This is a genomic window from Psychrobacter immobilis, from assembly GCF_904846225.1.
In the GTDB taxonomy this organism is placed as follows: Bacteria; Pseudomonadota; Gammaproteobacteria; order Pseudomonadales; family Moraxellaceae; genus Psychrobacter; species Psychrobacter immobilis_F.
Genome location: NZ_CAJGZJ010000004.1, coordinates 167089 through 191080, shown reverse-complemented (window position 1 = coordinate 191080; position 23992 = coordinate 167089). Strand labels below are relative to the sequence as shown.

Genomic DNA, 23992 nt, shown 5'->3' with positions numbered 1-23992 from the left:
CTGTTTAATTCCTTTTCACAGATTTCTCTGATTCATCAGCTCTTCTTTGATAGCCCTTCTTTAACAATCTCAGTGACTTCATCAGCAATCAATTCAGTCCAGACAAAAAAGCCTGTAGATTTTCGTTGAGCTTTTCGATGCAATATCCACCTTCAACTAAAACAATCACGGGTTTGTCCAGCGCTTTGATCTTTTGTGCTAAGGTTTTAAAGCCTTCGGTACTAACCTGACATTTGGCCTGTGGGTCATCTTCATATACATCGAATCCTAAAACATGGACGATAACATCGGGGTTAAATAACTTTAAGGTTTCGATTGATTGATCGACATAATGAAAGAATCCCGCTTCATCGGTACCGTGCGGCATCGGAAAGTTGATGTTATAGCCTTCGCCTTCGCCATGACCTCTCTCGTGTTCATGACCAGCAACCACCGGATAAAAATTGATAGGACTGCCATGTACAGAGGTGTATAACACATCTTTGCGGTCATAGAATATTTCTTGAATACCCTGACCGTGATGCATATCAGTATCGATAATGGCGATTTTTTTGAATTTTTGACGGAGATGCTCAGCGATGATTGCCGCATTATTTAAATAGCAAAAACCACCAGCAGCGCTTTTACGCGCGTGATGACCAGCGGGTCTGGTTAGGCATACTTGCACATTATTTTGATTGGGGTTTTGATGGTCTTCGTCGTTTAATAAGGCGTCGGCTGCGTTAAGTGCTGTTTGAGCAGACCAGTAAATAGACGTCCATGAATGCTCACCAATAGGCGCACTACCATCCGCTTGATACTTAGCGGCTTTTGCCAAAATACCTAGACCATCATTATTAGGGACATAAACGGTCGTTTGAACTTCCTCGCCCATTTCTTCATCGACAGCCATCCACTCATTGTAGGCGTTCTTTAAAAAATCAACGTATCCCAAATCATGGACTGCTAAAATGGGCTCAATTCCAATATCTTTGGCAGTTATCACTTCTAAATTTAATGCTTCTGGTGCTTTTAAAAGCTCCGTCAAACGCTCAGGCTTTTCCTGTGGTTGACGCATTTTTCCTCGAGAAAAGTAGCTTTGTGGATGATGAAGCATTTGCTTTTCGTGACTATATATTTTCATGTTGTACATTCCTTTGTCCGTGACCCATTTCATTTTTACTTATCAATGTCAATATTCGCTATCTAACGCAAATAATTAATAAAGAAAACCCTCATCTATATTAAAAATATTAATAAAAACATAGGTTCAAATAAGGGATTTAATGATTTTTGGCCTAAATATGGTGTTTTTAGTCTTCATTTAATATATTAGGCGCAATGGACACAGTCAAACGATATAAAATAATAGCACTTATAAGTACAGCTAATACCTTGAAAATTACCGAGTCACAAAGCTCAACATTTATCATTCCAATTGACCCGCTAATCCCATAAATTGGTAGGCACAATAAATGAATTAGAATCTGAGAAAGCACAGATGAGAACGCTATAATCAAGGAAGATAAGCGGAATAAGAAAGGTAAAAGGGATCGTCTGACAGCTGCGTTGGCTCATAAGACAGGTGATATGGCGCTTAAGAGTACAAGCTAGCTAGAAATTTATGGTTAATTCAGATATCGGCAGCCAGTATGGTAGTGGCGCCTATTAAGATAGGATGGTTCGATACAGCGTTAATAAGTGTTAAAGATGAACACTATAAAGTCCGTGCATTCGGATAAATGCAAGGGCTGTGTGGGTAGTCAGATTGTGTCAAAAAAAGCTTAAAAAACGCCTAAACCACTTAATAATAATTGACCACCAGCAAATATTAGCAGTATGCCAAAAGCACGTTTGAGCATTAATGCAGGCAGTTGGTGCGCAAGCTTAGCGCCAATCTTTGCGGTGATGAAACTAGCGACAGAAATACATAAAAAACCTGTGATATGAACGAAACCTATCGTGCCATCGGGCAAATTGGTCACGTTTTTGCCAAACCACGCAAACCCTGCTGCACCCGCTAAAGCAATCGGCAAACCACAAGCGGCGGCAGTACCGACTGACTGCTTCATTGACAGTCCTGCCCAATTCAAAAACGGTACCGTTAAGCTACCACCGCCAATACCAAATATAGACGAAGCCAATCCTATGCTAGTACCAGCGCCAAACTGAACACCAATGCGTGGTAACGGTTTGCTCGCTTGCTCTTTGTTAGAAAAGAACAGCATTTTTAAGGCGATTAATAGTGCTCCAACGCCAATGATGGCTTGCAAAGCGTCACCATCAATCATATCCGCAACACCAGCACCTACGAGGCTACCAATCACCAAGCCTAATGCCATATTACGCCAGATATCCCAGCGCACACCGCCACGCTTATTATGAGCAGTGAGAGAGCTGATTGAGGTCACAACGATGGTGGCAAGAGACGTACCGACAGCCATATGAGTAACCACTTCAGGTGAGAAATGGTACGCGGTAAAAATCCATACCAAAACGGGTACAATCACCATACCGCCGCCCACACCGAACAAGCCAGCACAAACGCCCGCAAATGCTCCTGCAATAACGAACCACACGTATAACAACATCGAACCTGCCTTTTATTTGCGTATCTTTTATTTACTTATATTTTATCGTGCCTGTCTTTTATTATGCTCGCTTTATTTATGCTTCGATATCCACTCTATTAAGCCATCAGCATGACGAAAGTCATCCCAACTTCGGCAAGGTATGTGCGGCATCACATTATTGATCATTTTAGATAAGGCATTGCCCGGCCCTATCTCAATAATCATGCTGGGCTGATATTCTTTGATATTTTCCATACAAGCATACCAATCGAGGGCATGATCAATTTGACTCGATAGAATTTGTAGGCCTTGAGTGGCATTGTAGTATTTTATACCGTCGGTTGCACTGATAATAGGAATCTGCATTCTCGATGAAACCATTGAATCCGTATACTCACGAAACTTCTCGGCAGCGCTTTGCATCAGTTTGGTATGCGAGGGAACGGACACTTTTAACAATTGGGTGTTTCGTGCGCCCAATGCTTTTGCCAACGTATCAGCCTGATTCAGATTGTCCGTATGCCCACCGATAATAAATTGATCTTCATTAATTTTAATGGATAAATGCGTGTCTGTTTCTAGGAGAAGATTGCTAAGCTCACTATTATGCAGACCTTGTATCGCAAGCAATCCACTAGATTCTGAGACTTCCTCTTCCATGAATGTGGCTCTTTGATTAATGAGCGTCAATCCCGCCTCAAAATCCAATTGAGCGCTACAGCAAAAGGCATTAATCTCACCCAAAGAGTAGCCCGCAAAAGCGCTTGGTTTTTCAATGAACTGGCGAAGATGTTGCCAGCGATAATATTGCAGCGTATAAATAAAGGGTTGCGCGATTTTATTATTGAATAATGCTGCGCTAGCAAAACTAGTGTCAGCATGATTATCTGAAACTTTATCAAAATAGCTTGCAAACAGTTTTGGCATCACCGTTTTTAACAGTGACTGCTCATGGTCGCTGGTGACATTTAGCACCTCTTCTATATGTCGCTCGCTTTGTAAACCTTGGCCGCTAAATAGGATGATTAAATTCATTTTCAACCTTATAAAAGAAAATCGTAACTGCCAATAAATCCGCACTACCACCTGGGCTAAGATTACGTTGAATAAAATAGTGATTGACCGTCTCTACCGCTTGACGCCAATGGGGCTGATGGACACCATCTGCCTGCAAAAACTGTGTTGCCATCGTTTGGGCATAGGTTAAATCAGTCATGCCGCCGCGCCACACCAGATTGGTATCTGATAAGCTAGCAATCAACGTCATCAAGGTTTGCATCGCCGCTTTTTCAAAATCTTGAGTACGATAAAGAATATCATAAAAACAAGGCAGCGCTAGGTTTTGAATGATTTGAAAACCAGTGGCCACCATTTCAATCGCGCCCGTTACGCCATATTTTTTATACATTTGCTGTCCATGACTGCCCGCTTTGCGCTCAAGGCGATGCGTTAAATCATACTGCCAGCTTTTGACGATTTGCGCACAGATATTTTGGGTGGTTAATGACTGGTTCTCTTGGATACATCTGCCTATTGCCGCACTGGCGAACCCTAAATTAAATATCGCCCCTTTATGTGTATTGATATTATGAGTGGCTTGGCGCATCTTTGTTTCTTGGCAAATACCGGCATTTTTTATATCGTCGAAAGCACTATTGTTATAGCCAAATTCGCTTAGCGTCGCAAAATATCCTCGCAGAGAATGGATGCTAGCGATAAACGTATCGTAGTTCATATCTGAATGACTACCATTACCTGAAGGACAAACCAGTCCCGGTTTGTTTTCAAGATTAATTTCTTCATACAACGCGTCGAGCGCAAAATCATCGATTTGCTGCCAAATGGCGGGCTTGGCCGATAAATTATCGTTGGATAAGACTTCGCTTGCGGGCGCTAATAAAACATTCACACTCATAGGGTTTCCATCCTAGTAATACGTCCATTGTTTGCAGCTCAACCTCATAAATCGTTTTAACAACCACAGTCGATATCTCAGATGTTAAGGCGTGAATCAGCTCATTAAACGACACATCGTCATGTCCATTTAATCTGACCTCTCCATCAATCCTTAAATCGATCGTAGACTGGGCCATTTGCTTAAAGGCATCAATCACTATCAATATTTCTGCCAGCTTATCCATATCATTAACTACGATTAAAACATCTAAGTCTGAGGTGGGCGTCACAAAAGTCAAGTGGCTAAAATACTGATTGGCGAAAGAGCCGTAAGCATAGACATCAGCCATTAAATCGCGACATTGCGTGACAAAATGCTGCGTCTGTTTTTGAATATCATTGGGTAAACTGGGTATCAGTTTTTCAAGCGCTAAAGGCAAAGTGGTGACGGTAGGCGACGCAGATAACTCGAGGGCCAGCCGATATTTGCAGTGGTTTTCTATATGACTGGTCGCCACTTTAAATGGCTGATGAGGAGTTTGACGACATATGGTGAAAGGCTGCTTGGCATCAATGATGTCATCAATCGCTTGAACGACAGATAAGGGCACAGAAGCATTCAATAGCGTGAATGCCTCTTTTGATTGTAAGTAGACCAAGTCATGACGATGCATGCAAACCACCTATCTGTCTATATCTATAATCAGTGAAAAGTCATATAGATATATTACGCACTCAAAACGGCATCTACAATCTCATTGCATAGCAAACGACCGTCTCTTTGTTTGGCGACATCACGACGATTGTCTGTCAAAAAATCCTCAAGATGGGCTTGCTGAGCCTCAATGGCATTTTCGACCAAATGCTCATCAAGATCGACCCAAATTTCATCGACCGCGCCCATTTTATAGAAGTTTTCGACACCAGGAGCAAAGATGGCTGACGTCTGCGATAAAGACTGAAGCTTTTCCAGCGGTATCTTGGTGACCCTCGACATGGCTTTTAGATCCATAACTTTAACTTGACTAGATTGCAGCGCAAATATTTCGTTGGCCATCAGACCGTAAGATAAGAATCCGCCACTCACCGCTTCTCCCAAGATAATGGCTAAGTTGGGATGCCCGCTACGTCTTAGCAAATCGACACAAGCGGCCAGATGAGCAAAGGTTCTGTTTAAACAAAGCAACTCATCAGCGCGAGACGAGTCTTGTCCTTGGGTATCGACAATAAATACAATCGGCGTTTTTTTACCTTCAGCGATGACTTTTAATACTTCATCGGCAAGCGTCATCGCAATGGCATGATTGATGGCAGCGGAGTCAACCGTGCCTATAATTTCAACTTTGCCTACTTTGGTTTTTGCGCTGCCTCGTATCACCCAATTATCAATCTCATACTCAAGTTCATTGGGAAATAACTCAGCTAAAATAGTTTGTGTTTGCATGATATTATCCTTGTTTGATGGCTCTAACCTGTTGGGCGCTCAGCATAGAAATAGATTCAGGATCTTTTATGTTCATAGCATCCCAAATGGCAATGCTGTCTTTTTCACCAAACCATTGATCATATTGCTGCTGCAAGCCAGCTTGTTGCTGCTGCAAATAGACCAGATCCACATTGGCGACAGATAGCTGAATGCCATCTGCGACTGCCTGAGTAATCTCGTCAACATCGTCTTCGACCAACACTTGCACATGACCGAGCAGATAGCGTGTCTTACCGCCCGTCACTCGCCATACCAATGCACGGTCTTTTGAATCAAACTCTTCCACGCCTTTGAGGGTTTCAATTACCTCTGGCCCTGAAAGCGCCAAACGACCCTCTTCTGTCATGATAATATGCGTGCTTAAACAAGAGCAAATACCCATACCACCAAATGCGCCATTGCTACCGCCGATGACCGTAACAATAGGTATACCAGCATTACGAACTTTGAGCATCGCTCGCATGATTTCAGAAATGGTGATCAAACCTGCATTGGCTTCATGCAAACGCACGCCACCTGAATCCACCAAAAATACAATGGCTTTTGGCTTTTCTTCGAGTGCTTTGAGCAACATGCCAACGATTTTTGCGCCATGCATTTCTCCCACAGCGCCGCCCATAAATCGTCCTTCTTGGGCAATGATATAAACACCATCACCTTTGATTTTGGCTTGTCCAATAATCACGCCATCATCAAAACTGCCAGTAATGTCTAGTGAGGCAAGATTGGGACTGGTCGGAACGCTTCCGGGTTTAAGGATTTCTACAAAGCTGTCTTTATCTACGATGCCAGTAATGCGGTTACGAGCGGTCTTTTCATAGAAACTATTTTGAATGTGCGAATGCGCTTTGTTGGCGTGATTTTCGTTTACATAATTGTCGTTTGAGTGCCCTTCGCTTAAGTTCTTATCGTTTAAATGCTCTTTGTTTAAATTACTCATGTGTCTCCCCCTCCAAAATATTAATCGCTTGGCTTAGGCGCAAACTCACAACGGCAGGGGTCGCACCCATATCATTAATGTCGAACTGCAAGCCGCCCACGGCATAACGATCCACAAATTCTTGTATCACTGCTTTCCAAATATGGTCAAAGCCCGTGACGGAGGTATTGATAATAAATTTACTATGCGCGCTATCTTCTAAAGAGGACACGAGTATCTCTAGATTGCCCGAGCCGACCACGCCACAAATGACTTCTTTCATCGTCACATCGAATGGCTGCGAAGGTAATTCAAAATTAAGTATGTTCATGGTTATATCCTTAGCAATGTTGTTAGCCTTTTTAAGACCTTATTACCAATTTCTGAAACGACTTGGCGGTGCATAAGTGCCGTTCGACCATCTGACCAAATCTTTGACAGACTTTGCCGCCAATAAGTCTCTATTCGCTTTTGAGATGTCGATACCAAGGTCTTCTGGACGCTGAATAATGCCGCGCTGGCGTAACTCCTTGACCTTTTCATGATCTCGCGCCATGCCAATAGCGGTATAACCTGCGACCCCGCGAATCGCTTGCTCTCGATCTTCTGGCGTACGGCATAACAATAAATTGGCGATACCTTCTTCGGTCACAATATGCGTCACATCATCACCAAATATCATGATAGGCGGGAAATCGCTGCCCATTTTTTCTTGTAGCTGCCACGCATCAAGCTCTTCAACAAAGACAGGATTCATGTTTTCGCGAAAGGTTTCTACCAGCTGTACCACTAATTTACGACCTTTAATCACGCGTCCATCAGTCGCTTCCTGACCTGCTTTTAGATAGCCGTAACTAGAATGTCGGCGTCCATGAGGGTCTGAACCCATATTGGGCGCGCCACCAAATCCTGCGATGCGGTCGACTGTCGCGGTTGAGCTGTTGCCTTGCAAATCAATTTGTAAGGTTGAACCAATAAACAAATCACAAGCGTACAATCCTGCCGTTTGACTAAATGCCCGATTGGAGCGCATATTGCCATCACTGCCCGTAAAGAATATATCAGGGCGACCTTCAATATAGTCATCCATGCCCACTTCTGAGCCAAAACTATGGATACTTTCGACAAAACCACTTTCGATAGCAGGAATCATCGTCGGATGCGGATTGAGTGCCCAGTTGGTACATATTTTACCTTTGAGATTTAATTCTTCGCCATAGGTTGGTAGTAACAGCTCGATTGCAGCTGTATTAAACCCAATGCCATGATTGAGACGCTTGATCTGATAAGGCGCATAGATACCTTTGATAACCATCATCGCCATAAGTATCTGCACATCAGTAATCTGGGCGGGATCACGCGTAAATAGTGGCTCGATATAATTGGGCTTTGGCGCGACAATCACAAAGTCCACCCAATCTGCTGGAATATCAACGCGAGGGACGCTATCTACTAACTCGTTCACTTGCGCGATCACAATACCGCTTTTAAATGCCGTCGCCTCTACAATCGCTGGCGTATCTTCGGTGTTTGGACCCGTATATAAATTGCCATCTGCATCGGCAGAATGTGCGGTAATTAGACAGACATTGGGTATCAAGTCGATGAAATATCTGCCATACAACTCTAAATAAGTATGAATCGAGCCGATCTTAATTTGCTGATTTTGCACCAATTTTGCCAATCTTAATGCTTGTGGCCCTGCAAAAGAGAAATCGACTTTACTAGCAATGCCTTTTTCAAAGATATCGATATGACTGGGTAATGCCAATACCGATTGCAGAATATGCAACTCATTCAACACCTCAGGATCGCATTCAGAAAGACTTTCAGACAAAAAATCAGCCTGCTTTTGATTATTACCTTCTATACAAACTTTATCTGCGCAAGCAATCACCGTTTCAAGCAATTCAACCGCTCTGTCATTAGGAACTAATTTCTCTAATCCTTTATCTTTTGCGGCAGTGAGTTTTTTCAGCCGTTTTTGTTTTTGTAGATCCCATGTTTTTTCATTACTATTCGCTTTCATAAGACTTCCTTTATTGACTTATTAAAATAGTGCGTTTAATGTTAAGAAAAATATAGATGGTCCTAGTAAAGCACCTAGCCCTGTGTAAAAAGTAGCGACCAAAGCACCATAGGGAACCAGTCTGACATCAGTACCTGCCAGTCCAGCGGCTACTCCACTAGTCGTTCCTACTAAACCACCAAAAATCATGGCTGAGCGAGGGCTTCTAAGATACATAAATCGAGCAAGCAGAGGCGTTGCAATCATAAAAAATACCGCCTTGATCAAACCAATGGCGATAGATAAAGCAATCACATCAGAGCTTGCTCCAATTGCCGTTCCTGTAATAGGTCCCACGATATAAGTCATCGCTCCTGCACCAATGGTGGTCATAGAGACAGCGTCTTTATACCCTAATGACCATGCGACACCAGCCCCTACCACAAAGGGTATAACGCAACCTAATATCAAGGCCACAATACCAATTTTCCCAGCACGTTTTATCTCTTTTACATCTACCTCAAAAGCCGTGGATGCAATAGCAAGATCTCGAATCATGGCGCCACCTAGCAGCGCAAATCCAGAGAAAAGCTCTATATCGGAAATACCTTTTTCACCGCCAGTGTATAGGCCTGCAAAATAAGCAGCAATCAAACCAAGGGTGATAGCAATTGCAGACGACTGTAGTTTGTTTTTGGTTAGATACTTGGATAGTATTTGAGAAAAGAGCATCACAAGGCCTGTGACTGCAAGGGCAGTGACAAAGGCATTTTTAGTGAGGGTTTGTATAATTAAGTCCATTTAATTACTCCATTGCGCTGTTAAATTAGTGGTTTCCGTTCTCTTATGACATGATAATAATACTGATGAAACACTCATAATTGTTCACGAGGTTCTTCAGTCTCATCCCAAGTAAAGGTGTCGTAATCATTGCCAACATTATTGAGTAAACGTACGACAAAGACAGTTGCAGTAAGCGCAATAACAGAGACAATTGCTGCTACCATTCCACCAGATAATGCAGCGACCACGTTTTGTCCTGCTGCCATAGCAACAACGATAGGAATATACATGCCTGCCCAATATAGAACACCAAATTGAGTCGCCTTAGGAAGGTAGCCTCTTTTGGCAAGCATCTCTTTACCAACAATGAGTAAAATCATAGCGATAGCGACACCACCGATATTGGCGTCAACGCCTAATAACTTCCCTAATAGCCCACCGAGAAAAACGCCGAGTAGATAACTAACTGCTAATAAAGCAGTGCCATATATGATCATGATAACCGTCCTTGATTATGGTTAAATTCCTTTTAATACCGATTAATTAGCGAAGGAAATCGGCATAAACTTATCTTTTTTAATCCCCTAGTACCACATCGCCTTGATAGAAATCCTGTCTTTTAGAGCGACGTTGTAACCCAGTTATTTGATATAATCTAAAACAATTTATTAGAAAGCGCAATGAAATTGTATTTATTATCGATATATTTTGTATACAAAAAGGCAAGTTATGAGTTTAATTGGTGATTTACCGCTGTTTTTGCAAATCAGCAAAAAAATAGAAGACGATATTATATATGGGCATTTCCCGCCTGGAACGAAGCTGAACGAAGCTGAACTTTGTGAAAGATATGGTGTGTCAAGAACCCCCATTCGCGAGGCATTGAAGCTTTTGTCGTCTGAAGGCTTAGTAGAAATCCGTCCACGTAGAGGCGCAATCGTTCCTACTTTAGATATAGTCACGCTATGTGAGATGTTTGAGGTCATGGCACAGCTCGAGGGAATGTGCGGCAGATTGGCGGCTAGAAGAATCAATGAGACAGAAAAAGCAGAGCTTTTAGCGTTGCACAATCGTTGTGAGGCGTATCTGCTAGAGGACAATTCAGAAGATTATTATGAAGCCAATAGAAAGTTTCATTTTTTTCTATATCAGCTGAGCCATAACGGTTTTTTGATAGAACAAGCCAGCAATTTGCACAATCGATTGCATCCCTATAGGCGCTTGCAACTGCGGGTCAGCAATCGAATGGGACATTCTTTTAAAGAACATCAAGACATCTTGGATGCGATCATCAATCATGATGAGGATTTGGCTGAAAACAGATTAAAAGCGCACGTCTCCGTTCAAGGGCATAAGTTTACAGATCTAATTGCGACCATGAATATTAATGACAGTGCGAAAAATTAATAATTCGGATAAGCGCTGGCCTTTGCCTTGAATTAATGGATATTATTCGTCAGACAGCACTGCCAACTTACTCAACTTTAAATGCTTGAATAAAAAAAGCCTCATCATAAAATGAGGCTTTGCGGTATTTGAGAGTTTATCAATAAATAAAGCAGTCACATCATCAAAGACTTGACACGCTACTAGATTTTGGCAATCCATACTCTACTCTATCGACCACTTTATTATTCTGCTCAGTAATCAGACGATAGCCTTTGATTATTCCCTCATAAGGCAAATGGCCTTCATACTGCCGATAATGCTCACAAATATTATCCTTTACGAGCACATCACGCGCCGCTTCATTTAGGTCAGCAAATCCATGTGGCAAATGTACATTGGCCAAACGTAACGCCTCGACACGAGACATCCAATTGGCATCATTGAACTCAAACTCAACATGCGCTCGTAAGCTGTATTTTGGTAAAGGATTGGGGGAATGAGCCAAATCGTATTTAATCTGAGCGATGTCTTCGGCAAATGGCTCATGAGGTATTTCGAGCACCTCAAACAGTTTTATTAAAAATTCATCAGCCGTGAAGTATTTATCGCTATAGCTGCCATCAAGCCCAAGATGTTTGTTCGACAAAACATGACGCAGGCGGTCACAGGCAGGCATAGTATGCTTTAGAGGGTAACGCATGGCTTTGATAATATCTTGCGAACGCAGCTCAAGCGTGTCTATTTGATTAATCGCATATTGTGCTAGAGGATGACGTGGATGGTAACGACGAGTATAGGGGGATTGGTTGACAGTGTAATTCATAGTATTAAACACCTTAGGCTCCTGTAACTCCGACGAAAAAGTATGAAATAAGCCCAAACAGGCAAATAAATTGGCACAAATGAGGTGTCGGAGTACAGGCTCACGCGCTTTACCAGAATTTTTTTATATCGTGCTGGAAGTTGCAAGGTTTGTCGCCGCCGTTAGATTATAATAACGGATGGCGATACAAAACTGTTAAACCCACGATAGGTTACTCAATGATGATAGCACATCAGACGATAAAAAATAAATACTGTTACTGATGCTCTTTTTTAAAAAATGTGATGGTTTGTTATTAGCATAGTTTTGTTCTTAGCATGTATAGTGATCGGAAAGTTAAATCGATACATCAGCACTGCTGGTATCAATATTACTTTTCACTGGCTATCATCTTAACTCTTTCTGAAATACCTACGCTTGGTATCAAAAAACTACTTTAATTTATACCCTTGACTTGGTATCTTGCCCTTCATTCTTATATCTCCTGATATCTCTTACCCCACTTTTAAGCTAATTTTGTTGTATTAGCCTCTTCTTTTTTTGTATTGGATTTTATGAAACACAATCTTGAGGTGAGCTCAGACGCTCGCCGAACTCAGTATTTTCAAGTATTTTTGATGGGCGTTAGCGCATTCATTATGAATACGACAGAATTCGTCCCTGTGGCATTGTTAAGCGATATTGCCCAAGATTTTTCTATCACCACGGCAGAGACGGGCTGGATGTTGACGCTTTATGCGTGGATTGTCGCGGCGATGTCGTTGCCATTGATGCTATTGACCAGTCGATTTGAGCGCAAACGTTTGCTTTTGGGCTTATTTGTAGTGTTTATTGCGAGCCACGTATTATCCGTGTTTGCATGGAGCTTTGATGTACTCCTGATCAGCCGCGTTGGAATTGCTTTATCTCATGCGATATTTTGGTCAATTACGGCAGCGATTGCCATACGCGTGGCACCAGAAGGGAAAAAAGCGATGGCGCTTAGTGTGCTGGCGACGGGTACGTCATTGGCGATGGTACTGGGCGTGCCATTAGGGCGTGTGATTGGTCAATGGTTTGGCTGGCGAGCAACCTTTGGCGGTATTGGCGTCATCGCTCTCATCGTCTTTATTCTGCAAGCGAGACTGTTGCCTACTCTGCCTAGTATGTTTGAGGGGTCTTTTAAAAAAATCCCAGAGCTACTCAAAAACCCATTATTGGTTTGCCTGTATTTGCTCATCTTGCTAGTTTTTACGGCGCATTATACTGCGTACTCTTATATCGAGCCTTTCATGCGTCAGGTCGGCTCAATCAGTGAAAACTCAGCCACTTTCGTGCTGCTCTTGTTTGGTATCGCAGGCATTGCAGGCAGTGTGATTTTTAGTCGTTGGGGTGATCGCCTCAATACTAAGCTGATGCTAATGTCGACGATACTGATGCTCGGGTCGATGCTCGTGCTATTGATTGCTGTGACCTCGATATGGGCGCTTAGCTTTATTGCTCTACTGTGGGGAGCTGCGCTTATGCTGCTGATTATCACCATGCAAGCCAAAGTCATCATGGTGGATGTCAATGCACAAGACATGCTGATGTCGATGTTCTCAGGTATTATCAATTTAGGCATTGGTGCTGGCGCTTTGTTCGGCGGTTATGCTGTGACGCATATCTCTATATCGAGCGTGGGTTATGTTGGGGCGGCTATCGCTAGTGTCGCGCTGCTACTGATGCTGTTTATGATAAAACGCTTTCCTGAGCTGAGCAAAAGACTTGGCTAGGGCGTGTCTTCATTTCAAAAATGATCATAAAAATGGGATAAATTGCCGTCAAACAAGGAAAATAGCGCAAATAATATCGGGATATTAATTAGCTATTTGACGATGTTTGGCAAAATTTAGCCATTTTTAGCTCATTTAGATAGTATCGTTTGAATTGAACACACGTCTTAGCTAAAGCCAATCAATATTATATAAAGCAAAATGCCAGCCACTTAGATGGGCTGGCATTTTGCTTTTTGGTTTATTTAAACAGAGTAAACTTAACAATAGGCTATTTAATAATCTACCTTGCCACGTAGTACTTTGGTCTTACCGCGCTGGGTTTTTTGATCGACGCGTTTGCGTTTGGCATTTCTACTTGGTTTGGTCGGCTTACGAGTTTTATTGACGTAAGTGGCTTTGGTAATAAAGCTTTGCAAGCGCTCAAACGCATCGATTTTGTTGCGCTCTTGCGTACGAAATTGCTGCGCTTTAATAATGAGCACGCCTTCTTTGGTAATTCTACTGTCTTTACTGTCCAATAAACGCCGTTTATTTACATCGCTCAGACTAGAAGCATGGATATCAAAACGTAAATGAATCGCAGAGGAGACTTTATTGACGTTTTGCCCGCCTGCGCCTTGTGCGCGTATGGCGCTAATCTCGACGTCGCTATCGTTAAGGCTGATGGTATTACTGATAAAAATCATAAAGTGCTTTTATAAATTATTAATAAGTATGATGGATGATAAACCATTATCTGCTTACCTGCTACTTTGCCAATCACGGCTTCAATAATTGTCGAGAGCGCTCAATCACTGGGGCATCGACCATTTGGCCTTCTATTTTAAACACCGCCTGACCACTTCGCTCATACTCTTCTATCACACGCTGAGCAAATGATAATTCTTTTTCGGTCGGTTGCAAGGATTGCTGAACGATGGTGACTTGCTTGGGATGGATACATAGCATCCCTGACATTCCCATTTGTGACCACAACTGTACGCGGGTACGTAAACCTTTTTCATCATTAAAATCAGGATAAATGGTGTCGATAGGCGCTGCTAGCTGGTGAATTTTCGACGTTAAAATTAACTGATAGCGAATCTGATTAGCGACTATCTCCGCCGATGGTGTTCCTACTTGCACTCGTAGATCATTGCACAGGTCTAAAAAACCATAGCTGAATGCGGCAAGACCAGTGGCTTTTGCCATGCTGTCCATTTGGTATAGACCAAATGCGGTTTCTATTAACGCAATGACAGGCAGGCCAGTACGCTGATGCACACGTTCAATATCTGCTGCTCGTTCTGTTTTGGCCAGTAGCACGCCAGCGAGCTTGGGCATCTGCTGACATAGTGCGATGTCTTCGAAAAATGCCTCAGTCCCTGTTTGATTGATACGTACCCAAATCGGCTGATAAATTTGCTTCTCATTTTGATTAGTACACTGACGATCATAGTGTTTTTTTAACGCCTCTCGCGCTTGTGCTTTATCCTCTTGAGCAACGGCGTCTTCCAAATCAATAATCACCGCCGCTGCACCACTGGCAAAGGCTTTGTCTACTCGGTCGATCCGAGTTGCTGGGACAAAAAGCCATGTTGTATTATTCATAAAATCTCTATCATGGGATACTTGCATGTTTAGATCTGCCCTCAAATATGAATACATACTATAGCTAAATAAAAAACCGCATGCCATTTATAAGCATACGGTTCTAAGGCGTGTCTTCAATTCAAACGATACTATCTAAATGAGCTAAAAATGGCTAAATTTTGCCAAACATCGTCAAACAGCTCATTAATATCCCGATATTATTTGCGCTATTTTCCTCGTTTGACGGCAATTTATCTCATTTTTATGACCATTTTTGAAATGAAGACACGCCCTAGAGATGACTCTATTTTTTATAGACGAGATATTAACTAGGCAAGCATGCCGCCATCAACCACTACCGTTGCGCCTGTGGTATAACTCGAAGCGTCCGATACAAGATACAATACCGTGCCAGCCATCTCATCAGGATCAGCCACGCGTCCTAGTGGAATAGCATGTAATGCCATTTTTAAGACTTTATCATTGGTCGTCAAAGCAGAGGCAAATTTCGTGTCGGTTAAACCTGGTAATAACGCATTGACGCGAATATTTAATGGGCCACACTCTTTAGCAAAGGCTTTGGTCATACTGATAACCGCCGCTTTGGTGATTGAGTAAATGCCTTGCTTGTCACCCGCCACCAAACCGTTAACAGATGCTGTGTTCAAAATCACCCCGCCGCCCTGCTCGCGCATCATTTTGCCAGCTGCCGTCGACATAAAGAAATAACCGCGAATATTGACTTCAACGGTCTTATCAAAAGCAGCCAAATCTGTGTCTAATATATGCCCATAATAAGGGTTTGCGGCGGCATTATTGACTAAAATATCGATCTGACCAAATTCGCTCTTGATGTGCTCAAAAATCGCATCAATCTGTGCCATCTCGCCTACATGGCAAGCAAAGGCGCTGGCTTTATGACCATCAGCGATGATGCTATCGGCAACCGCTTGGCAAGCGTCAATCTTACGGCTAGAGACAATAACGTGCGCGCCTCTTGAAGCCAATAGACGGGCGATAGACTCACCAATACCGCGACTAGCTCCTGTCACCAACGCGATTTTGCCTGTTAAATCAAATAAATCTTTCATCATAACTCCTTATGCTTTTTTAAATTAACGCTTCAATTTTAAGATTTTTATCGTCAATATATAATAAGTTATAGTCAAAAAACTGCAAATCTATTACAAGGCAGCTGAGCGCAGATAGTACGCATAGTACATCGCGCGAGGCTAACACCGTAATAATTCAGCAGTTATTTGACTATCAAGCCAACATTCCACCATCAAGGGTAAAAGCATGACCATTCATAAAGGTGCTCTCGTCACTGGCCAGCCACGCAATTGCGCCAGACACTTCATCAACTTTGCCCAAACGGCGCAGTGGGCTGGCTTTTATAGTAGCCTCCTGTGCGCGCTCACTCATATTTGCCATGGTATTGCGTACCATTGGCGTATCGATAAAGCTTGGACATACCGCATTGAAACGAATATTGACACGTGCATATTCATGGGCAGCCGACTTGGTTAGACCCATCACGCCATGTTTAGCAGCACTATAAGCCGATAGCATAGGCGCTGAACGCAAGCCTGCAATAGATGCCACGTTAATTACATGACCGCCACCATTGGGTGCCATACAAGCGACGGCAGCGCGCATACAATGCCACACTCCTTTCAAATTGACAGCGATATTGCGATCAAAATCCTCATCACTTAGCTCATGCATGGGCGCAGGCTGATGGTCGATACCTGCATTATTTACCACGACGTCGAGACCACCAAGCGTCTCCATCGCAAAAGCAAATAACGTGCGTACTTCATCGCCGCTCGTGACATCCACTTTTTTAAAGATAATACTATTGCCAGCATCTTGTGCTTGTTTGGCAACGGCTGCTCCCATCTCCTCTGCCAAGTCACCAATCACCACTTTGGCACCGCGACTTGCTAGCAGCAGTGCGCTGGCGGCTCCGATACCAGACGCACCACCTGTGATTAATATCCGTTTGCCAGCCACATTGCTCGCCACACCTGATGCAATTCCATTTGTATTCAGTGTCATGATTTATCCCTCTACCTTAAGTACCAGTTTTCCGAAGTTTTCACCTTTAAACAACATCATCAACGTATCAGGAAACGTCTCGATACCTTCAACGATGTGATCCTTTACTGTCATATCACCTGACTCAATCCAACCAGCAATATCTTTCATTGCCGTCGGGTATTCTTTAATATTGTCAAAAACCACAATGCCTTCCATACGCGCCCGATTGACCAATAATGACAAATAGTTCGATGGACCTTTCACCTCTGTCGTGGTGTTGTATTGGCTAATGGCGCCGCAAATCACGATACGTGCATGCAGATTAATTTGCGTCAATACGTCATTTAAAATATCGCCACCAACGTTGTCAAAATACACATCGACGCCTTTTGGACAGGTTTCTTTTAACGCTTTTTTTACATTCTCATTCTTGTAGTCGATTGCCGCATCAAAGCCCAATTCATCGACTAAGAATTTACATTTTTCGCTACCGCCCGCGATGCCAACGACGCGGCAGCCTTTGATTTTGGCAATTTGTCCAACCAAGCCGCCCACTGCACCAGCCGCACCAGAAACGACGACCGTCTCACCAGCTTTCGGCTCGCCCGTTTTTAATAAACCAAAGTAGCCCGTCATCCCCGGCATACCGAGTACACCTAAATAATAAGACAACGGTGCAAGATTTGGATCGACTTTATATAATCCAGTACCATCACTGACCGCATATGATTGTACGCCATTGTGACCCGCCACATAGTCACCGACTGCAAACGTCTCATGCTTGCTTTCAATCACTTCACCCACAGTACCCGCACGCATGACATCGCCAATTTTTACTGGTGCGATGTAAGATTTGGCATCGTTTAGCCAACCACGCATCGCCGGATCCATCGAGATATATTCGATTTTTATCAGTAACTCACCGTCTGAAATAGTCGGCAATTCTGACTCGGTATAATCCCAAGTCTCAGCGCTTGGCTCGCCAACGGGTCTTTGTTTTAAACGCCACTGTTTATTCATTGTTGTCATTTTTTATTCCTTTAAATTTGTATTTATTGTTAATACTAAACATGATTAAAAATTCACTTAAAACCACTCTGCTTGCATATCAGTACATACCGCATTGTCATTCTTTAACAGCTCAATATCACGATTGATTAATGGCAACTCCCAATCGATAAAGTATTTTGCCGCTTGTATTTTGCCACGATAGAAATTTTGTTTTTCAGCATCTTGCGTGCCGCTATCGTTAATTTCGCTTAGCAATTGCTCCGCTTTGCTGGCTTGGCGAATCCAAATCCAGCTGACGACGATTGAGGCAAAAACATTCATCAATGCTTGCGCGTTACCAGTCAGTGTTAGCGCTTTTTCTGTCTGCAAAATTTTGCTCAAATGAACCAGCACTTCATGTAAATGACCCATATAAGGCATCAATTTACCCGCAAGTTTGGCGGTCTCTGGTGTGGTTTTTAGAGTGACTGCGCTTTCTAAATCTTGCGTCATTTCACGTTTTAGAATTTGAATGCCAAGCCCTTTGTTTTGCCATAACTTACGAAATGACAAATCCAAAGCTTGCACGCCATTTGTGCCCTCATGGATAGGATTTAGACGATTGTCGCGCCAAAATTGCTCGGCTTGATACTCACGGGTATAACCTGCACCGCCCAATACTTGGATACCCAAATCATTGGCTTTTGGACCATATTCAGACGGCCATGCTTTTAACACAGGCGTGAGCAGATCCAACAATTCTGACAACTCAGCCTTTAGCGTTGCATCTTCACAAGTATTGATACGATCAATGAGGTTTGAGCCGTATAAACACAAAGAAATTCCACCTTCGGCATAGGCTTTTTGCGCCAGCAGCATACGTTTGACATCACCGTGCTGAATAATCGCTGTTGCCGCATCTTCAGGCTTATTGTTGGGTGCGATTCTGCCTTGCGTTCTGTCTTTGGCATAATCAAGCGAATACTGATAGCCACGATACCCAATCATCGCTGCGCCAAAACCAACGGCGATACGCGCTTCATTCATCATTTTAAACATGTAGCGTAAGCCGAAATGCTCGTCACCGATAAGATAACCGTAACATTCGCCCTTATCGCCAAAGCTCAGTGCAGTAGAAGTAGCGCCTCTATAACCGAGCTTATGAATGAGTCCTGTCAAATGTACGTCATTGCGCTCGCCAACGGATAAGTCATCGTTTAAACGATACTTGGGCACGGCAAATAAAGAGATGCCTTTGACGCCGCCCGGACCACCTGGCACTTTAGCCAATACCAAATGCACAATATTGTCAGACAGCTCATGATCGCCACCTGAGATATAAATCTTGCTACCTTTTACGCGATAGCTGTCATCGGTTTGTTTGACAGCGGTGGTTTTTATATCAGCCAGTGACGAGCCAGCATGCGGCTCCGTTAATGCCATGGTGCCCGTAAAATCTCCCGTTAACATACGCGGCATAAAGGCGTTTTTAATCTCATCACTAGCAAAATGTGAGATGACATTAATTGCCGCCGTGGTTAAAAACGGATAAGCCGTCGTTGAAGGATTGGCCGCCATAAAATAACCTGCCACCGCTGTCATGACCGTTTCAGGTAATTGCATGCCGCCATCGTCAAAGCTATAACGACCAGCGATGAAGCCCGACTCACGAAACGCATCAAACGCGACCTTGACATCGGCTATCATGCTGACTTTTTTGCCATCGAACTGTGGCTCATTCTTGTCTGCAAGATGGTTGTGCGGCAAAAACAAATCAGTTGCGACCTTGTTTGCTGTATCCAATACCGCATCAAACGTTTCGCGGCTGTGTTCTGAAAATTTGGGATGTTCGGTTAGTTTTTCTGTACCCAGTACATCATATAACTGAAACGGTAATTCAAAATCATTGATAAGCGTATCGGCTGCCATAATATTCTCGTTAGTGTTGTTGCTGTTAACAAAATAAAATTGGTTATCAATAGATACTAAGCCAATTTAACGCGTTACCGTATTGTCATTTATGACATAATCATGGTCAAATAAGACATAAATTTAGAAAAATCCACTAAAAAAACGTGATTTTTCGTAAATAAAATAATGAAGTGAGAGACTGATGCCTAATTTTAAACCTTTTAAAGTTATTATTTTGGGCTTCGATGGCGTGCTTGGTAGTGTACTCGCGGGTGCATTAGACTTATTTTCATTTACGGGTGTCAGTTGGCAGCGATTTTTGGGTGAGGCCGTAGAACCTAGATTTAATGTGCAAATAGCAAGCTTAGGCGGCGTCGATATTAGATGTAGCAATCGCTTAATCATGCAAGCGCATTGCGATATTCGAGAGGTGACAGAGTGCGACTTACTATTAATCCCAACCATTGGCGATTCAATTGATAAGGTATTGAGGCAAAATAGCGCGTTATTACCGCATTTGAAACGACTGGCAAATACCAAAGCAGATATCGCCAGTAACTGTAGCGGTGCTTTCTTTTTGGCAGAGGCAGGATTATTGGATAATAAAATAGCGACAACCCACTGGGGCTATGCCAATAAATTTAAGGCAGACTTTCCACTGGTTGATTTGCAAGAAAATCAGTTTGTCACTCAATCAAAGAATCAATCAAAGAATCAATCAAAAAGCCAGTCAAAAAGTGACTCAACAAACCAATCAGGCACTATATTTTGTGCGGCAGGAGGCAGCGCGTTTTATGATTTGGGATTATTACTAATAGAACGTTATTGCGGGCGCGAGATTTCTACCCAAGTGGCAAAAACTCAAATTATCGATAGCAAAAGAGGCAATCAAAACAGCTATACCAATGTGACGTTGCATAAACCGCATGCAGACCAACTGGTCAAGCAAGTACAAGAATTCATTGAAGAAAATTTCAATCAACTTATTCAAGTCAGCCAATTGGCAGCCATGGTCAACATCACACCGCGTACATTAAACAGACGCTTCCAAGCCGCGGTTGCCATGCGCCCGATTGAGTATATTCAAGCTGTCAGAATCGAACAGGCAAAGCGTTTATTGGAATCAGGTGATGTGACCATCAAATCACTGGCTGAGCAAGTGGGTTACGATGACATTTCATCATTTACGCGTCTTTTTAAACGTGCCACTGAGTTGACCCCAAAAGAGTATCAAGAAAAGTTTTCGAGATTGGCGATTTGAAGATAATATCCTACACCGCTGTGGCTGTTAATACATTCCATTTAAAACCAGCATAGGTCTGCTGGGGTAAATTTTTGCAGCCTCTGTCACGCTGGCGAACAGCAAGCTAAAAAATTACCCCAGTAGCACGTAGCTACTAACGTATTTATTTTATTTCGGACGGTCTATAGCACAGTTACTGGGCTACTTGCCACAACCCTTCGACATGGATAGTATCGGCTTTAATCGTTGGATAATCAGCAAATGCCAACTGATAGCCACCGCTTGTATTTGGGCTAATTTGGCACGTCGACCCCAGTGGAAAGCTGTGTTTTTTTCCAATATGCCCAAAGCTCATGCCACTATAAATCGGTAATCCTGTCAGCTCATGCAATTGACGAATCACCGTAGCAACATCATAACGCTTGTCATAACTGTCTTCACCCGTGCTCGATAGCGCCCCAAATACAATCGCTTGCTGACCTTTAAACATGCCTGCCAGATACAAATCATACAGCATCCGCTCGATACGATAAGTTTGCTCGCCCACATCTTCCAAAAAGACAATGCCGCCCGCAATCCTTGGCAAATATTCACTACCTGCCAGCGCCGACACCACGCTTAAATTGCCGCCCCAAATAGTGCCCGTTACCGTTTTTGGCTCATTATTTGACAGAATACTAGGCAGATTTGGACTGGTTAAAGATGCATCTCGGATAGTAATTGTTAGATTAGGATTGGTTAATGCTTCAGCAAATTGTTGGCAAGTCACTTGATCTGGTTTAATTTTGCCAAACTCGCTATAAAGCATGGGGCCGGCAAGGGCGCTCATCTCTCCTTTTGCCAGTAGCGCACACTGGATAGCCGTTACATCACTAAAGCCTGTGAGTATCGTGCCGCGCTCCTTCATGACACGCCCAAGCGTTGGCCAATCAATCATAGGCAGTAAGCTCATCGCCCCATAACCGCCACGTACGCCAAGCAATAACTTGGGTGCCGCTATAGCGCCAGTAGCGATATTTTGCAAATCACTCGCTCGCTGTGAATCCGTACCAGCAAAACGCAAATACTGCCGAGTGGTAATCTCGGGGTTACTCACTTTAAAACCAGCACACGCCACGCGATCCAATGCCAATTGATTGCGCTCTTCACTGCCGCCTACGTTGGAGCTAGCAAAAAGCCGCGTCTCAATACTAGGAGTAATACAGCTCGTTTGCGCTTGCAATGTCTGCGATGACGGACGCTCTTGCATCAAAGCAGATGGCAAATCATCTTTCGTCAACGAGGTACTGTCATCTTGTTCAATCGTACTAGCCGCCAGCGCCTGAGTGATACTTTGCGTGGCTAACAATCCTGCCCCTGTGCTGATGCCTAATTGACGTAAAAACTGGCGACGATTCAGCCCAATCTTGGTGCACGGTATCTTTGAATCCATATCTTGTTATTACCTTTCAACTTTTATCTTCATAATATTTTGGACAATGGCTGTCTTTGTTATTTATCGCTATCAATCAATCAATCAATCAATCTATCTATCAATCAACGATCGTTAATCAGGGACTTCATAATTGGCTTTTTCAGGATTAAGACCGAATGAATAGACAAAGGTCGCAACGAGGCTATTGACAATAATAAATGGCAAATCAATAGTGGCGTGTCCAAGGGCGTAACGACCAATCAGCCACGAGGTCACCAGCATAATAATAAAAAACCCGCCCAAATACGCTAAGATTGTCGGATGTTTTAGATTATAAGGTTGCTCAGGTGTCGGCTTTTTATCGAGCACGTAGGTTCTGACTGCCCAACCAGCAGCGTAAGAAAATCCACCCAACACCACATAACTAAAAAAATTCATATTGCCTGACTCTAATGACATAACGGTTTATAACAAAAGGTAATTTATAATAAATGACGATTACTTAATAATGACGTTTACTTAATACCGACTCAAATGTTTACTTAAATAGGCTTATCAACATTATCAATAATAATATTGGCATGCGGATTCGCTAGGATATCGGTATTGACGTCATCACATTCCACGCGATAAATGGTATTGGCACCACGATAAATATAGGACAAATACTCACTGTCTAGTAATGGATCGATATTGGCATAAACGGGTTTGACATGAGCCAGCACCAACACTCTATCCGGACGGCCAATGACCGCATCGACGTTATCAGAGTCAATAGAGAAAAACTGCGGTATATCACTATTTTTAATCACTTCTAACGGCTCAGGATTGTCCCAAACACGTTTGGCACTCGCAGGCTCTTTCATTTGCATTACCCAAGAGCCGTCTTGTTGGCTGACTTTTATTTGGGCAGGCTCGTCATGACTGACCGTATAACATCCCTCAAAAACAGATAAATCTGTCGCCTCAGCCACTTTTGTATCGTTCTGCGTATGACTGTCAGTACAAGCCGTCAAAAACACCATACTACTCACAGCGATCCTGACCGTTAGGCATGTCAGTCTTTTAGAAAAAACGTTTGAGCATAAGGCCATAATAGGGTTATCCTGCATTTGTTAGCGACTGGCGTTATTTTAACAGAAAACTAAACCGTTATTATTATCATGAGAAAGGCGATAGATGGTTTTGCGATTTTGTGCATGGCAA

24 protein-coding genes are annotated in these 23992 nt (G+C 43.0%); 3 read left to right on the top strand and 21 right to left on the bottom strand.

The annotated features are described in order from the left end of the window. Positions 1 to 88: 88 nt before the first annotated feature. From JMX48_RS04935 to madL, 11 genes are all read right to left on the bottom strand, one after another. The gene (locus tag JMX48_RS04935; protein WP_201535035.1) at positions 89 to 1123 is read right to left on the bottom strand and encodes a histone deacetylase family protein; all 1035 of its coding nucleotides are present in this window, start codon (positions 1121 to 1123) and stop codon (positions 89 to 91) included. Positions 1124 to 1763: 640 nt separating this feature from the next. Beyond that, entirely contained in the window at positions 1764 to 2570 is an 807-nt protein-coding gene (locus JMX48_RS04930) for a sulfite exporter TauE/SafE family protein (protein WP_201535033.1), read from the bottom strand. A 72-nt stretch (positions 2571 to 2642) separates the two neighbouring features. After that, positions 2643 to 3587 (bottom strand): malonate decarboxylase subunit epsilon, encoded by a 945-nt coding sequence (gene mdcH, locus JMX48_RS04925; protein ID WP_201535031.1) that lies wholly within the window; start codon positions 3585 to 3587, stop codon positions 2643 to 2645. Next, positions 3565 to 4467 (bottom strand): triphosphoribosyl-dephospho-CoA synthase MdcB, encoded by a 903-nt coding sequence (gene mdcB, locus JMX48_RS04920; RefSeq protein ID WP_201535029.1) that lies wholly within the window; start codon positions 4465 to 4467, stop codon positions 3565 to 3567. Before mdcB ends, mdcH begins: the two co-directional genes overlap by 23 nt. Continuing rightward, the gene (mdcG, locus tag JMX48_RS04915; RefSeq protein ID WP_201535027.1) at positions 4415 to 5122 is read right to left on the bottom strand and encodes a malonate decarboxylase holo-[acyl-carrier-protein] synthase; all 708 of its coding nucleotides are present in this window, start codon (positions 5120 to 5122) and stop codon (positions 4415 to 4417) included. Before mdcG ends, mdcB begins: the two co-directional genes overlap by 53 nt. Positions 5123 to 5175: 53 nt before the next feature. Beyond that, entirely contained in the window at positions 5176 to 5892 is a 717-nt protein-coding gene (gene mdcE, locus JMX48_RS04910) for a biotin-independent malonate decarboxylase subunit gamma (RefSeq protein WP_201535025.1), read from the bottom strand. 4 nt (positions 5893 to 5896) lie between these two features. Then, complete coding sequence (locus tag JMX48_RS04905; RefSeq protein WP_201535022.1) at positions 5897 to 6874, bottom strand: biotin-independent malonate decarboxylase subunit beta; 978 nt, start codon at positions 6872 to 6874, stop codon at positions 5897 to 5899. Further along, positions 6867 to 7184, bottom strand: coding sequence for a malonate decarboxylase acyl carrier protein (gene mdcC / locus JMX48_RS04900; RefSeq protein WP_201535019.1), 318 nt, complete (start codon positions 7182 to 7184; stop codon positions 6867 to 6869). Before mdcC ends, JMX48_RS04905 begins: the two co-directional genes overlap by 8 nt. 42 nt (positions 7185 to 7226) lie before the next feature. Further along, entirely contained in the window at positions 7227 to 8882 is a 1656-nt protein-coding gene (gene mdcA, locus JMX48_RS04895) for a malonate decarboxylase subunit alpha (RefSeq protein WP_201535017.1), read from the bottom strand. 21 nt (positions 8883 to 8903) lie between these two features. Further along, positions 8904 to 9662, bottom strand: coding sequence for a malonate transporter subunit MadM (gene madM, locus JMX48_RS04890; RefSeq protein WP_201535015.1), 759 nt, complete (start codon positions 9660 to 9662; stop codon positions 8904 to 8906). 74 nt (positions 9663 to 9736) lie between these two features. Continuing rightward, positions 9737 to 10141, bottom strand: a complete 405-nt coding sequence (gene madL / locus JMX48_RS04885; RefSeq protein ID WP_201535013.1) for a malonate transporter subunit MadL — start codon at positions 10139 to 10141, stop codon at positions 9737 to 9739. A 232-nt stretch (positions 10142 to 10373) separates the two neighbouring features. Between madL and JMX48_RS04880 the strand changes: the two genes are divergently transcribed. Next, positions 10374 to 11051: a GntR family transcriptional regulator gene (locus JMX48_RS04880; protein ID WP_201535012.1), complete on the top strand. Its 678-nt coding sequence runs from the start codon at positions 10374 to 10376 to the stop codon at positions 11049 to 11051. A 163-nt stretch (positions 11052 to 11214) separates the two neighbouring features. Here JMX48_RS04880 and JMX48_RS04875 read toward each other — a convergent pair whose 3' ends face one another. Further along, positions 11215 to 11856: a hypothetical protein gene (locus tag JMX48_RS04875; protein WP_201535011.1), complete on the bottom strand. Its 642-nt coding sequence runs from the start codon at positions 11854 to 11856 to the stop codon at positions 11215 to 11217. A gap of 554 nt (positions 11857 to 12410) precedes the next feature. On the opposite strand from JMX48_RS04875, the gene JMX48_RS04870 reads away from it, so the two are divergent. Next, on the top strand, positions 12411 to 13610 hold the full coding sequence (locus JMX48_RS04870; protein ID WP_201535010.1) for a sugar transporter: 1200 nt from the start codon (positions 12411 to 12413) through the stop codon (positions 13608 to 13610). Between the two features lie 275 nt (positions 13611 to 13885). On the opposite strand, the gene arfB is transcribed toward JMX48_RS04870, so the two are convergent. The 6 genes from arfB to JMX48_RS04840 all read right to left on the bottom strand — a co-directional run bounded on the left by arfB (position 13886) and on the right by JMX48_RS04840 (position 20147). Beyond that, positions 13886 to 14299 carry an alternative ribosome rescue aminoacyl-tRNA hydrolase ArfB gene (arfB, locus tag JMX48_RS04865; protein WP_201535009.1) on the bottom strand — a complete coding sequence of 138 codons (414 nt, stop codon included), beginning with the start codon at positions 14297 to 14299 and terminating at the stop codon, positions 13886 to 13888. A 73-nt stretch (positions 14300 to 14372) separates the two neighbouring features. Continuing rightward, a complete protein-coding gene (locus JMX48_RS04860) occupies positions 14373 to 15203 on the bottom strand; it encodes an HpcH/HpaI aldolase/citrate lyase family protein (RefSeq protein WP_227687901.1) in 831 nt (276 codons plus the stop codon). Between the two features lie 311 nt (positions 15204 to 15514). Further along, positions 15515 to 16279, bottom strand: coding sequence for an SDR family oxidoreductase (locus JMX48_RS04855; RefSeq protein ID WP_265088762.1), 765 nt, complete (start codon positions 16277 to 16279; stop codon positions 15515 to 15517). A gap of 172 nt (positions 16280 to 16451) precedes the next feature. Further along, complete coding sequence (locus tag JMX48_RS04850; protein WP_201535003.1) at positions 16452 to 17246, bottom strand: SDR family NAD(P)-dependent oxidoreductase; 795 nt, start codon at positions 17244 to 17246, stop codon at positions 16452 to 16454. Between the two features lie 3 nt (positions 17247 to 17249). Then, positions 17250 to 18257 (bottom strand): NADP-dependent oxidoreductase, encoded by a 1008-nt coding sequence (locus JMX48_RS04845; RefSeq protein ID WP_201535000.1) that lies wholly within the window; start codon positions 18255 to 18257, stop codon positions 17250 to 17252. Between the two features lie 57 nt (positions 18258 to 18314). After that, a complete protein-coding gene (locus JMX48_RS04840; RefSeq protein WP_201534998.1) occupies positions 18315 to 20147 on the bottom strand; it encodes an acyl-CoA dehydrogenase in 1833 nt (610 codons plus the stop codon). Between the two features lie 184 nt (positions 20148 to 20331). Between JMX48_RS04840 and JMX48_RS04835 the strand changes: the two genes are divergently transcribed. Next, on the top strand, positions 20332 to 21390 hold the full coding sequence (locus JMX48_RS04835) for a GlxA family transcriptional regulator (protein WP_201534995.1): 1059 nt from the start codon (positions 20332 to 20334) through the stop codon (positions 21388 to 21390). Between the two features lie 175 nt (positions 21391 to 21565). On the opposite strand, the gene JMX48_RS04830 is transcribed toward JMX48_RS04835, so the two are convergent. From JMX48_RS04830 to JMX48_RS04820, 3 genes are all read right to left on the bottom strand, one after another. Beyond that, a complete protein-coding gene (locus tag JMX48_RS04830; protein ID WP_201534992.1) occupies positions 21566 to 22804 on the bottom strand; it encodes an LD-carboxypeptidase in 1239 nt (412 codons plus the stop codon). A gap of 114 nt (positions 22805 to 22918) precedes the next feature. After that, a complete protein-coding gene (locus tag JMX48_RS04825) occupies positions 22919 to 23224 on the bottom strand; it encodes a hypothetical protein (RefSeq protein WP_201534989.1) in 306 nt (101 codons plus the stop codon). A gap of 104 nt (positions 23225 to 23328) precedes the next feature. Next, positions 23329 to 23811 (bottom strand): hypothetical protein, encoded by a 483-nt coding sequence (locus JMX48_RS04820; RefSeq protein WP_227687906.1) that lies wholly within the window; start codon positions 23809 to 23811, stop codon positions 23329 to 23331. Between the last annotated feature and the right edge of the window lie 181 nt (positions 23812 to 23992).